This is a genomic window from Shewanella indica, from assembly GCF_002836975.1.
GTDB classification, from domain to species: domain Bacteria; phylum Pseudomonadota; class Gammaproteobacteria; order Enterobacterales; family Shewanellaceae; genus Shewanella; species Shewanella indica.
Genome location: NZ_NIJK01000011.1, coordinates 1 through 12,930 on the forward strand (window position 1 = coordinate 1; position 12,930 = coordinate 12,930).

At 55.4% G+C, this 12,930-nt stretch carries 11 protein-coding genes; 3 read left to right on the forward strand and 8 right to left on the reverse strand.

Going from position 1 to position 12,930, the window contains the following annotated elements; all coding sequences use genetic code 11:
• Window positions 1-106: 106 nt before the first annotated feature.
• From CX650_RS02850 to pnuC, 4 genes are all read right to left on the reverse strand, one after another.
• Window positions 107-814: an MliC family protein gene (locus CX650_RS02850; protein WP_101094972.1), complete on the reverse strand. Its 708-nt coding sequence runs from the start codon at window positions 812-814 to the stop codon at window positions 107-109.
• Between the two features lie 126 nt (window positions 815-940).
• Entirely contained in the window at window positions 941-1,618 is a 678-nt protein-coding gene (locus CX650_RS02855) for a Crp/Fnr family transcriptional regulator (RefSeq protein ID WP_093982003.1), read from the reverse strand.
• A gap of 62 nt (window positions 1,619-1,680) precedes the next feature.
• Window positions 1,681-2,412 carry a nucleoside phosphorylase gene (locus CX650_RS02860; RefSeq protein ID WP_101094973.1) on the reverse strand — a complete coding sequence of 244 codons (732 nt, stop codon included), beginning with the start codon at window positions 2,410-2,412 and terminating at the stop codon, window positions 1,681-1,683.
• The gene (pnuC, locus tag CX650_RS02865; RefSeq protein ID WP_269149838.1) at window positions 2,412-3,143 is read right to left on the reverse strand and encodes a nicotinamide riboside transporter PnuC; all 732 of its coding nucleotides are present in this window, start codon (window positions 3,141-3,143) and stop codon (window positions 2,412-2,414) included. Before pnuC ends, CX650_RS02860 begins: the two co-directional genes overlap by 1 nt.
• 313 nt (window positions 3,144-3,456) lie before the next feature.
• Here pnuC and CX650_RS02870 point away from each other — a divergent pair, with 313 nt between their 5' ends.
• From CX650_RS02870 to CX650_RS02880, 3 genes are all read left to right on the forward strand, one after another.
• Window positions 3,457-4,428, forward strand: a complete 972-nt coding sequence (locus CX650_RS02870; protein ID WP_101094974.1) for a LysR family transcriptional regulator — start codon at window positions 3,457-3,459, stop codon at window positions 4,426-4,428.
• 236 nt (window positions 4,429-4,664) lie between these two features.
• Window positions 4,665-6,014: a hypothetical protein gene (locus CX650_RS02875; RefSeq protein ID WP_101094975.1), complete on the forward strand. Its 1,350-nt coding sequence runs from the start codon at window positions 4,665-4,667 to the stop codon at window positions 6,012-6,014.
• A 15-nt stretch (window positions 6,015-6,029) separates the two neighbouring features.
• The gene (locus tag CX650_RS02880; protein WP_101094976.1) at window positions 6,030-6,704 is read left to right on the forward strand and encodes a TorF family putative porin; all 675 of its coding nucleotides are present in this window, start codon (window positions 6,030-6,032) and stop codon (window positions 6,702-6,704) included.
• A gap of 96 nt (window positions 6,705-6,800) precedes the next feature.
• Here the strand turns inward: CX650_RS02880 and CX650_RS02885 are convergent, their stop codons facing one another.
• Genes CX650_RS02885 through CX650_RS02900 form a run of 4 tightly spaced genes read right to left on the reverse strand, consistent with a single transcriptional unit; the run spans window position 6,801 to window position 12,923 of the window.
• Window positions 6,801-8,582, reverse strand: a complete 1,782-nt coding sequence (locus CX650_RS02885; protein WP_101094977.1) for an SWIM zinc finger family protein — start codon at window positions 8,580-8,582, stop codon at window positions 6,801-6,803.
• On the reverse strand, window positions 8,579-9,688 hold the full coding sequence (locus tag CX650_RS02890; RefSeq protein WP_101094978.1) for a VWA domain-containing protein: 1,110 nt from the start codon (window positions 9,686-9,688) through the stop codon (window positions 8,579-8,581). Before CX650_RS02890 ends, CX650_RS02885 begins: the two co-directional genes overlap by 4 nt.
• The gene (locus CX650_RS02895) at window positions 9,673-11,883 is read right to left on the reverse strand and encodes a DUF5682 family protein (RefSeq protein ID WP_101094979.1); all 2,211 of its coding nucleotides are present in this window, start codon (window positions 11,881-11,883) and stop codon (window positions 9,673-9,675) included. Before CX650_RS02895 ends, CX650_RS02890 begins: the two co-directional genes overlap by 16 nt.
• On the reverse strand, window positions 11,871-12,923 hold the full coding sequence (locus CX650_RS02900) for an AAA family ATPase (protein WP_101094980.1): 1,053 nt from the start codon (window positions 12,921-12,923) through the stop codon (window positions 11,871-11,873). Before CX650_RS02900 ends, CX650_RS02895 begins: the two co-directional genes overlap by 13 nt.
• Between the last annotated feature and the right edge of the window lie 7 nt (window positions 12,924-12,930).

A 12,930-nucleotide genomic window follows, 5' to 3' on the forward strand; every position in this document is an offset into this window, starting at 1 on the left:
TGCGTTAAAAATGAGTAAAAACAAGTATCCCATTAAGCCTAAGAAAAATGCCGTTCACACTAAGTGAACGGCATTACGCGATTGCGGGCGTTTTTGGGTCAGTGGTTTACTTATCGTCTTGGGGTGTGGGCTTGCAAAGCATCTCCTCGGCGCCATAGCCCCAGGTTACCCTGGCCTCGCCCTGATGCTCCCAGAAGCTGTAGTCACCGCCCTGATACTTGGCGCCGCTACCGCTTGGCACACTGAACATCAAAATGCTTCTGTCACCGCGCTCGGCAATCATGGTTGCCGGCTCTGTCTCGAAGAAAGTAGTCACCAACTCATTGGCCGGGTTGCCGTCACAGGCAAAGAATACCGGGCCGCTAAACTCCACCAAATGATAACGGGCCTGCAGTTCCACTATCCGCCTTTGATATGAGTCCTTGGTACATTGCAGCTTGTCTTCACTCTTCCAACATTCGTTGCGGCCCTTGATCCAGCCGCGCTGCTCGGCCTTGAGCAGGGGTGGCTGTTCATTGACCGCCTTGTCACTGGCCTTGGCATAAACTTCGGCCAGCTGCTGATCCAACTTGGCAAGCTCTGGCTCCTGACAAATAAGCATCTCTATGCTGGAGGCCCGCTCGCCCAAGGCGTTGCAATCAAATGTCGGCAGTTCCCGCTCCGCCCCCTGGGGCGAGGTTGAGCCATCACCTGTAGCCAATGCGGCGGCAACATCCTGGCTGTTATCCAGTGCCTGCTGCTTACAGCCACTGAGCGTCGCCGCGGCGACCAACGCCAGTACAAGTCCTGCCTGTGAAACTGTCCCCAAACTCATTTTTGCTCCTTAATCTTCTCGCTAGATCTACTCGCGGCTGCCAAAGCCTTTGCGCAAACTAATCCTAGTCTAAAACCCGTCGCCTGTCCGCTGACTGAATTAAATGTCAGATCAATAAGTTGGCTACTAAGCCTTATCGACAAAATCCTGCAATGCCTGCAGGTTGGCAATTTTCAGCAAGGCGCCCTGTTTTATGACCAGGCCCTTGTCGATAAGCTCTTTTACCGCCCTGCGATAGACCCGGCCTGAGGTGCCGAATCGCTCCGCTTCCTGATCCGGACTGCCACAGGAACCCAGCATCACCTCTTCGTGTTGACGCCTGAGCAGATCGAAAGCGATGTTGTAGCTGATAGGGTGCAAGAGCCTATTGGTGTAGATGTCCAGCGAGTCCTGATAATCCCAGGCCAGGGCGCTGGCAAAAAAGAGGGTAAATTCGGGTTGTTGCAGCAGCATCTGCCTGACTTTCTTCAGGCATAACCGGCGGATTTCCATCGGCTCTTCGGCCACCACACTCCACTGACAACTGGTGGCGGTAAAGAACTCCATCTCACCGAAAAGGTGCCAGTCGCAATCCAGCTCCCCCAATTGAAACCTGCGACCGTTGACGGCGCAGATATTCATCGACACCCGGCCTTCGGGCACCAGGCACATATGGGTCAACTCCCGCCCCTGAGACAAGAGATCTTCACCGGCCTGCAGCAATTGGCTCTGGCCGCAGCACTCGAGCATGGCGTCGCAAAACGCCTGGTGAGACTGCTTTAGATGCGCACTGAAACGCCCGGTGCTGTATGGTTGCAGCTGCATAACAACAAGATCCCGTAAAGATGATGGCTCATGCTAGCCCATCAGCCTTACGGGCACAAACTTCAATAGCAGAGCGCCTCCAGCGCCGCCAAAGACGCCAACTTCTCCCCCTGCATCATGGCGCTATCGGCGTCGACATACTGGTTGATGCCCTGTTGCACATCTTCACCATACAAGACCACATTATTGAGCACCGCAGCCACTTCCAGGCCTCTCAGGCGGCCAAGCGTCAGCAGCGCGGCTGTTTCCATGTCGGCCCCCAAGACTCCGAGTCGATGCCAATGACGGCAAATCTCCAGCTCATCATCCCGGTAAAAACTGTCGTGTGAGCGCACTATGCCGGAGTGGAAGCGGCAATCGCGGCGCTGCAAATAGGCCGCCATGGCATTGATAAGCTGCCGACTCGCCAGCGCCGGGTAACCGGGCGGTGCATAACAAGCTGAGCCACCGTCATCGCGCACTGCGGCCTCGGCCAGAATCAACTCGCCCAAGGCTATCTGCGGCTGCAGCGCGCCGGCGGAGCCGACCCGAATAACACGGCGGGCGCCACACTGATACAACTCTTCCAGGGCGATGATCGCCGATGGTGCGCCTATGCCTGCGCTGCAAACAGTGACAGGTACGCCTTGGTAAAATCCGCCCATGCTGCGAAACTCGCGGTTCTCTGCCAGCAACCGGCCATCGTCCAACAGCGCGGCAATCCGATTGACCCTTTGTGGCTCACCGCAAAGGATCACCCGCTCACTCACCTGCGCCGGAGACAGACAGATATGCGGCTGTTTATCGGCGCTCATCAGCAAGCCTCCGCCGGACGGCTGCCATTGTCTTTGGCGGTACGCATCCACTGACGGGTGCCGTTGGCGGCAATAAACAGCAGAATGATGTATTCAATCGACAGGGCATAAACCCCCTGGGCGGCATAAATGCCGACACTGACCACATTGATAAGTACCCAGAGGATCCAGTTCTCAACATATTTTCGGGTCATCAGAATTTGCGCCACCACAGACAGCACTGTCATTACTGAGTCCCAGAAGGGGAAGGCATCCGGCTCCAGCACTGGCTGGGCCAGCCCGGCACCAAACAGGTTGAGCGTATCGACACTGACCTGGGCAAAGAGAGCAAATACCGGATCGATATAGACAGTCATCAGGCCGATGCCCAGCACTGAGACCGCCGCGGTAAAGGCCAGTTTTTGCTTCGACAGCCAACGCACCTTGAGGGTGTCGCCGGTTTGCTGATCCGGCCGGGTCCAGGCATACCAGCCATAGAGGTTGGCGCAGAAGAAAAACAGCTGCAGCAGCAAGATACCGTAGAGCTGTATTTGATAAAAAATAATCGCAAACAGAGTGACATTAACCAACCCAAACAGATAGTTAATCGTTTTTTCCTGGCTGGCAAACCAGATACAGAGCAAACCAAATACTGTGCCCACGGCTTCAATCCATGACATGGCATAGCCACTGCCAATGGGAATGTTCACCAGGGTATTGTTGATATCAAACCAAGCGGCAATATCCATCATCTATTCCTTGCATTATTGTGTTTTGCGCCAATGTAAGCAGATGGCAAAGCTCAAGTTAAGGACATTTGTCCACCTTGGCTGATTTAAGTCACAGCACACAATTGTTTGATCTCTTCAGCACGACGTCCATGCCGGTCACAGAGGTTCACAATAGAGTTTTTCCACTTTTGGGATTCGCTTTTTTCGATTCGGCAACATTGGGCGCTATGTAACATTTTGGTTAATTCACTCAAGTCAGATGTGACTCAGTTCACTTTCCCCTGTTAGTTATCCCGCCATTATTCGAGCATACCTTGGAAGCATTTACCCAGCTATGAAAGATATAAAACGACTGGACTATGAATTAATGCAGGTGCTTATCGCCATAGATGAGCATAGAAATTGCCAAAATGCAGCCCATGCATTGAGGATAAGTAATTCGGCTATGAGCAGGTACCTCAAGCAGCTAAGAGAAATTTTTGATGACACCCTGTACATCCGCCGTGCCAGTGGTTTTATTCCCACCCATAAAGCAAGTCAATTACTGCCCATGATTAGGGAGTTGTGTCAGCGCTATCAGGAGTTGGAAAATCAGTTCACCGAGTATCAACCGGCCAAGTCACGGGAGCACTTTGTTATTTCCGTTTACGATGACTTCAGTCCGATTATTCACAAAATACTCAATAATAAGGTACGTCCTTTCGCTCCTGACATGAGTTTTGATATTCGAATTCTTTCCCACGAATACACCACAGAACTGGAAAACGGCAATATAGATATTGCCGTGATGTCAGAAAGTTATACCGGCGCCCATTTACAGGGCAATCTATTTGCCGAAGTGAAAAACTTGTATTTATTGGGCAACCGTAAACATCCTTTCTTGCAGGATAATGTGCAGGTGACTTTGGAAGACCTGTTCAAATACCCTTATTATGAGATGGATAATTTCTGCGACTTACCCGAGCCTTTAATTATCTCGGCAGCCAGACGGCGCAACCAGGATTGTGTCATTGCCGGCTCTACCGGGAGTCTGGCCAGCCTCGCCTGTGTACTGCTGGATATGCCTTACTACTCCATATCCTGCAATCTATTTACCACAGATTATATCGCCAGCTTTCCCAATCTTATTTATAGAAAACTGCCTCTCGAAATAAGTCAGACGCTGTTAAGCGAAATAAACACCAACAGAGATATAGGCCATTATGTCGTGGTCAGTGATCTAAATAAATCACAGGCCAGAGACTGGCTTAAGGAGGTATTGATCAGAGAGCTGAAAAGCGAATGGAATAGGGGAAGGTGCAAATAAGTCCTCGTGGCACTCTGGCTTACGGACCTGCCTGCTGTGTTGTGCTTCTTGCAAAGGACTAGGGCCATTTGCTGCGAACCACGCCTTGCATCCAGGCCTGTAAGCCGACGCAGAGCACACATGAGGCTTGTTCGCACCTTCCCAGGAAAACCCAACTCATAACAAAAAGTCTCCCGGAATGAACATGGCAAGAGTTCGCTCTTGTCAGGGGGAGCTATTACCTAAGGGATAACAAGATGAAACCAAAAATACTGAATATGGCCACATATTCGGCAGGGTTGGCTGCGCTCCTTTGTCTGCTGGGACAAGGGGTTCAGGCGGCAGACAGCTGCCTGAATTGTCACAGTGATCAAGCCAAATTACAGGCGCTGATAAAACAACATCAGTTGAAAAAAGAGTCGCTCTCCGTCGAGCAACAATCTCTGCAACTTTTGGTAAGCCAAACAGATATGGGCAGCCATGCCGAACTCGGCTGTCGCGACTGCCACAGCAAGGCCGACAAACCAGAGGGCAGAGCCTGGCACCCAGGCGTTCTGGCCGATCCCAGTGCCGATGGCGGCAGTGTCTGTGGCGACTGCCATGGTGAGGAGATGATTACCAACTTCCGCCACTCACTGCACTTCACTGTCAATGGTGTTGCCAAGGGCTTGATGGAAAGGTTGCAGCAGACCCCAGAGCGGGCCCAGTTGTTTGAACAGATGCACAATGGCGAAGAAGGCTGTGCCAGTTGCCACGCAACTTGCGGCCAGTGCCATGTCAGTGCTCCCGACTTCGCCGGTGGCGGCCTTTTGAACAAGCACGCCTTTATCGGTACACCGGATCCGGTCAAAACCTGCGAAACCTGTCACTATGAAAATGCCGAGCAGCACAAAGAGCAAGATGTGCACGTCACCAAGCACAATATGAGCTGTATCGACTGTCACAGTGCACAGCAGGAATTCCACGGTCGGGACATCAAGCAGATCCCCGAAGGCAGACTCTACAGCGAAGGCCCGAACAGTAACAAGACCGGCCCCTATGAGCAGACTCAGAAACGCGACATTATCGTGGTGAAATGTGAAGACTGCCACCAGGATAAAGTCGCCGATCACACCGAACTTCTAAGCGGTAAGGCCTCTCCCATAGATCACAATGCCAAGCTGAAATGTACCGCCTGCCACACCCAGCCCTACAGCAACTGCTTCGGTTGCCACCAGGACGACACCTTGTCTCTGGGCAACTGGCAGAGTCTCAAGACAGCCGAGACTCCGGAGCAGAACATCAAGCTGGGTCTCAGCATAGCCAATGATAAAAACAGCAAGCTGATCCCGCTGAGCCATTCGGCCGGGATCAGTATCGATGCTGGGGTCAAGGTGGATCTCAAAGATCCGGCCACCAAATCCTATTGGGTGCCCTTTTCTACTCACTTTACCGCCAAGAACCCTCTGGCGACCAAGCAGGCACGCGAAAGTGGGCGCATGTGTGAAAACTGCCACAACACTGATGAGGATATCTTCCTCAAAGAAAGTGACGTTCATCTGGGAGAGACAGATCCCGTCTCAGAAAGCCAATGGATAGTCCCTAAAGAACGTTTACCCAAACACTGAGCCCAGGAGCCGAATATGAAACATAAGATGATAATCAGTTTACTGCTGTGCGGTCTTGGCAGTATGCAATACGCGCAGGCCCAGGAAAGCGCCTTTCAGACCTCTGGAGTGATCATGGGGCTGAGCAACTATCTGTGGCGCGGCCTGACCATCAGCGACGACAAACCCTCACTGCAGGCCGATATCATGTTGGAACATGAGACAGGTTTCTATGCCGGGGTCTCCTTTGAAACCTATAGATATCAAGGCGATGAGGGCATAGAAAAAGACTATGAAATCGACTACTACGCGGGTTACTACCTGACGGTCAACGACGAGTTGGGCTTTGGCTTCAATGCCATGCGTTACACCTATGGTGACAATCACTCCAATCTCGAATACACACTGTCCATGGACTACAACAGCTTAAACTTGGCGCTCAACTATGATCAGGACTTTGAAACCTGGTACAGCGAGGCCAACTATGCACTGCCGCTGGCACAATATGGCGAACTGGTGATCCATGGCGGCTATTACTTCGATGCCGAAACCATGGGCTTTGAAGATAAGGGGGAACTGCAAGACAGCGCCTACGATCTGGCGCTGCGCTACAGCTATCCCCTGTTGTCACAGTTGGATCTGCTGCTGGAAGCCAGCTATCAGGAGTTTGAGCACGACCACTATATGATAGGACTCGCGTTCAACTTCTAATCAAGCTAGTTAACGACTAATTCCTCACCATAATAATAATTAGCAACTCCCAAACTCTTGCCCCGCCCCTGCAGCGGGGCTTTTTTTAGGTTCATCCTAGCCTTCCGGATAATGCACCGGCTTGATCAGACACATGGCGAGCATTTTCTCGGCGCAATAGGCGGCGCGCAGATAGTCCCGCGCTTTAGCTCCCTTGAGGTTGTGACTCAGCGTCATCAGCCCGAGACGCTCGGCCCTTTGCGCCAATGTTGGCCTTGGTGCCGGCAGGCCATCGGCAAGCTCATCCAGCACCCCATGCAGGGTTTGTTGCATCAGGCCCAGGCGCGGCTGCGGCGCCTGGGATGCTGACGGCTCGGCCAGCGCCTGCGCGAGTAGCTGCTGGTCGCCGGATTGGGGCAAGGTATCGAAAAAGAGGCTGAACCAGTTATCCAGCAGCAGGGACACAGGTCGCAGGTATAAGTGGCTGGCTGTGCGCTCGATGCGCGCCACTATCAGCTCGGGTACCCGCTCGCCCAGCAACTCCAGATTGGTCACGGCTCTTTGACTCAACTTGTTGTAAGGCAGCGAGAAACTCAGCAGCGCCTGCTCCCTGTCCCAATAGTGCAGTTCCATACACTGACTGGCCTGGTTGAAACCACTCAGGTAGAGACCGCTCGGCCGGAAACACAGGTACTCCTGTTGCCAGTCTATCTCGTCGGCAACAGAAAGACTCACGGGCTCCAGCGGCTGGGTCGCGGGGTAGACCCGGGTATCCTGCAAACGCCGCAGGCGCCCCCAGGCATTGAGTTCGGCCTGAGCCAGGGCTTGGGTCTTACCCTGCCAAACCAGGGCCGACGGCGCGCCTGCCAGCATGGGCAGACCGCGAAATACGCTGGCATAATCCAGCCGCTGCTCGGCTTTGGGGCGGCTCTCGGCCAGGGTGATAAAACGCCCCTGCTCATCCTGCAATACCTGAGTCACACCATGGGCGCCCCCTTCGCTTTGCCAGGGGAAAGCGCCCAGTCCCAGCACCTGCTCCGGCGCTTGTTGATAGGGTCTTTGCGTCTGAGCCTGGCTGCCTTCCAGAGCCGCCAAGGAGCGGGCCAGACAGCTGAGCAGCAATTTTCTATCCCTGACGCCTTGGCCCGAGACATATTTTTCCAGCGTGCCATGCAGCTGTTTCAAAGCGGTCAGCGGCAGATTTTGCCTGTCCATGGGCACCAGCAGGAGTTCCAGCTCTATCAGGGACCAGGGCCGCAACCTCTCTATGCCGAGCTCAGTCATCTGCTCCAGCAACTTAAGGCAACGGCGCTTTAACTGATCGCGGCTCTGCTGCCCCAGATACTGCAACTGCGCCTGCTCATCGAGCAGCCATTGCGGCCATTCAAAGGCGATGGCCTGTTCTTGGCAATAGAGCCAGACGGCGAGCAGCGCATAACGCTGCGCCTCTTCGGTGCAGATAATATCCTGCAGCCCCTGTACGCACCGAAAATACAGCTGCTGCCCCTCCAGTTCGACGCAGACTGTGCTTTGCGAAAGCTTAATATCCGCCGCCCAGCGGCGCTGACTCTGCTGGTACAGACGGCGAACCTGAGTCTTGCCGGCATCATTCAAAAGCTCGGCCAGATGGAGTTCCACCCGGGGCGGCTCTTCGGCGCGAGTCTCAGTGGATGCAGGCTGCTCCAGCAGATAAAGCGCCGCAGCCACTATGTGTTTACACAGGCCGGAGGCGCCGCAATCGCAGCGACTGGCGAGCGGGTTATCCCAATCCAGCTGCCCCTTTTGCCCTTCAAACTCAAAGCCATAATCCTGCATCTGCGGCTGGCTTTTCTCCAACGCCTTGCGGGCCCGGCGCACCAAACCTGCACTGCCGAGGCTGGTGAGTATGGTTTCATTCATCGGCGTAGCCCCATAGTCAGCGCCAGCCATTCGGCAAAGTTATCCGGGCTGAGTGAGCCTATCTCCATCCCCAGGCGCTGCAGGTTGTCGGTACTAAAAGTGCTGTAGAAAGGCTCGGCATCGTGATTCATGGCGGTCATCCCCAACATCTTGATGCCACTGTCTATCATCCCCTGAGCCTGGGCCAGTAAGGCCTGCATCGAACCGCCCTCTTCAAAGTCGGACACGGTTGCCACCACAGAGCGCCCCGGTTCAGAACAGAGTTGCTGACAATAGCGCCAGGCCTGGGAGATCAGAGTGCCGCCGCCCAACTGGCAATTGAGCAACACTGACACGGGGTCCTGGGCCTGCTCACTCAAGTCCACCACTTGGGTGTCGAACACCACCAGCGACAACTTCACCGATGGCAAGCGGGTCAGGATCCCGGCGATCACTGCCGAGTAGATCAGCGAAGTCGCCATGGAGCCGGACTGATCTATGCAGAGCACTATGTGCCAGGGCAGTTGGTGTTGCTGGCGGGCATGGAAATAGACCCGCTCGAAACAGACCTTCTCGCCATCAAAATGCTTGAGGTTGCGGCGAATACTGGTCTGCCAGTCCAGATTGGCCAGCCGTTTCACCGGACTATGGGCCTGGCGGTTGAGCCTGCCACTCAAGTTGTTGATATAGGTCGGCCGCAGGCGACGCAGCAACTCCTCGACCACACCCTGAATAATTCGCTCTACCTGTTGCCGAATGGCCGGCTTGTGATGGGCATTGAGTTTCAGCAACTGCTTCAGCACCCCCATACTGGGAGTGATCTTTTCCAGCACCTGCGGCTGCTGCAACACCTGATGCAACCCAAAGCGCTCGACCGCATCGGACTGCAGCCTGTCGTTGACTGAACGGGGAAACAGGGTCTCCGCCGCCTCCAGCCAGTTGGTCACCGCCAACTCGCTTTCTCCCAAGCCTGCGCTTACCTTGAAGCCACGCTGCAGCTGGCCCTCCTGATAGAGCTGCTGCAACACCTCATCCTGTTGCTGTTGCCGGGCGCTGAGACGGGTATCAAGCGCGTTGGCATAGCGCCCCAACACCAGACGCCAGCGCTGCTTCAGTTGCTCATCCATTGACTCAATCCTTGTTGCTCCAGGTCACTGCGCAGCTGCCGCTCCAGCGCCAGCCCCTGTTGAAAGTCCTGTTCAGATATCCCGTATTGCAACCAATTCAGGCCATTATCCCACTGATTCAGCTGCAGCAAACGGCGGCAGAGCTCATCCACCTCTCTGGCATCCAGCGCGCAGAACAAGCCCCTCATGGCCGGTAGCTTGTCGATAAACTGTGCCTCACTCAGCTCACTGAGCCAGCGATTCAGCATGGGCAGCAGGCCATGGTCTTGCCGCAACCAGTGCGGCACAACCTTGAGCAACGCCTCAATCACAGGGAAGGGATCGTTTTGCAGCTGCAACTGTTGCAGCAGTGGCGCCGGGTCCAACTTGTCCAGCTCGATAGCCAAGGCCTGCAGGACAAAATAGAGCACGGGGCGATGGGCGTTATGGCTTGTCAACCAGCGCAGTCTGTCACGCCAGGGAGACTCGAGCTCGTCCTGATGCAAGACAGCTACGCTCTGCAGATCCAACAGTAACTTCAGCGCCTCTTCATCGCTCAGGCGGTTGATTGCCGGTAAATGAAAGCCGACCTGATGCCACAGGGCTTTTTGGTAAGCCAGCAGCTCAATATCGGCAAACAGTGGATGATGCGCTGCCGCCAGCAAGGTCATAAAGCTATTGGCCAGTTGCTGAATGTCGCTGCATTGGCTTATCTGCTGCGCAATGGCATAGGCGCTCAGCTCTTCCGGCATCCCCAGATGCAGTGCCAACACCAGTTTTTCCACCAGTTGCTGCAAATCCTCCTGGGGCAACTCACTGAGCCGCCGTTTCACCACCAGCTCGAGACGCAGCCCCAGGCTGGATTTCTCGGCCAGTGCCACTTCCACCGCCGGAGTCCAATGATAGTTCCAATGTTCGTGGCGCTGGTTGAACTTCAATTGCCGGATGACCGGCATGCCATTTTGTGGCCTGGCAAAACCGCTGCCCACAAACAGCAGCCGACACAGGAGGCGACGGCGCTCAATATGCTTGTCCGTCATGGCGTAGAGATCGAAGTGGCAGCGTCCCGGTTTATCCGTCTGCAGTCTGGCCTTGCGACATAGCGCCAACACCTCTTCCACCTGCGGTAAACTGGGTTGGTCGGCCGGTAACTGCCCCAGGGCATCGCCGCTGAGCACCTTTTGCCAGGGTTCGAGTGTCGATGCCGACAGCTGCTGTTTAATCAGGCAACTGCCCAGAGAATCCAGCAGATCATAGCTGCCGGGGCGCGCCAAGCCACGCAAACGACAGAGGGCCTGCAGATGTTCAAAGCAGTTTTTCTTATAGATCAGCGGCAGTTGCGGCATCTGCTCCAAGAGGTAGAGCAACCAATCATCGGCGTTCAATTGCCGCTGCTGAAACTGCCAGCGACAGAAGGCCGGATAAGGCATACCGGCGCCGTAGCCTTTGCGGGCATCCAGCAAGGCGTCACTGAAACGGATCACAAAGCTGTCTTGCGTATCATCGACGACGATCGCCTCGGCCTCGTCGGCAAAGTTAATCAACGCCGGGGTATGAAAACCACCTGTGAGCACGGCCACTCGCTCATAACGGCGGCGGGCCGCCTTGATATGGGCCCGCATCTGGGTTTCACGGGCCAGATCGCCCATCTCTTCCAGGCTGTCTGTGCCAAAGCAGGCACGACTGGCGGCGCAGAACAACAATACCTGGGTAAAGAAGCTCTCGGCCGAGGCGAACTGCTGTTGTTCAAACAAACGCTGCCAGAGTTCGTCGGCATCCCGGCAGCCCAGTTGTTGCTGTAGGCGGCGGCTGTAGTCCGAGCTTAAAAAGCGGCTATCACTCCAACGGTTGCTTACACCGCCCTCCTGCGCCTTTTCATCCAGATCGATAAAGATCACCTCAACGCCCTGCGCCGTCGCCCAGCGCAGCGCCTGCCATTCAGGGCTGTTCTCGGCCAGAGGGTAGTAGCTGCCACTCTGATAGATGGCAATAGGCGGCACCACAGTATCGCGCTGCAGCAGCGACAGATGGCGGATAAAACTGCCGGGGGCTTCTATTAACACAGCCTGGGGCTGCTGGCGCTGCAACTGCTCCAGCGCCATGGCGGCGCAGGCGGGGCTGTGATGCCGCAGCGGCAACCAGCACACCCCGGGCTCGGCCGCAGCGGCCTTGAGGAGTTCGCCAAACTCCTCTCTAAGGAGCATCACCTCATCCACAGCGCTTTTCCTGCCTGGAAGAAGGCTTGCCAGCCCTGGCGCTCTCGGGCGACCACATCCATGTAATGAGCCAGCTTCTTCACATCGTCGGCCTTGTCCTTGATTAGCGTGCCGTGCATCTGCTGCACCAACTGGGCGGCACTCATGGGCTCTTGCCAATAGAGGCTGTGCAGGGCGCAGCCATGCACTATATTAACCGCCTCGGCCGTGGACAGAGTGGCATCCATCGCCTGCGGGCCGACTGTGCTGCGAAGGTCGTGAAATACCCGCACCAGCAAGTCCACCAGTGCTTCATCCAACTGCACCTGTTGGCCGCTGTCCGCCAGACGCTGGCTCACCTGAGCCAAAATCAGCTGGCGCTCCAGCAGAGGATCGCTGAGCACAGGCACTGTCTCGAAGTTGAAACGGCGCTTGAGCGCGCTGGACATCTCGTTGACCCCACGGTCCAGCAGGTTGGCGGTGGCTATCAGGTTGAAGCCGGGTTTGGCCTGAATCGAGACGCCCAGCTCGGGGATACTGAGGCTTTTTTCCGACATCAACGAGATCAGCACATCCTGCACCTCCTGTGGGCAGCGGGTGATCTCTTCGATACGCACCAGCTTGCCCTGCTCCATCGCCTGATAGACGGGGCTTTTCAGCAGGGCTTCCAGACTGGGGCCACCGGACAGTAACAGGGCAAAGTTCCAGCTGTACTTGAGCTGCTCCTCCGTAGTGCCTGCTGTACCCTGAATGAGATACTCACTGCTGCCGCTGATGGCGGCGCTCAACAGCTCAGAAAGCATCGACTTGGCGGTACCGGGTTCACCGACCAACATCAGGCCGTTGTTGCCCATCAGGCTGACAATGGCCCGCTCCACCAGGGCATCTTCCCCGTAGTATTTACGGCTGATATCAAGCGCCGCATCGCCACAGATAAAACGTCGTACCGCCCCGGCCGACATGGCCCAACCCGGTGGAATAACCCCCTTGTCGGCCGCCGTCAAGCGTTGCAATTCATCCTGATAACGCTGCTCGGCATGAGCCCGAATGACTTGTTCCATCCTGTTT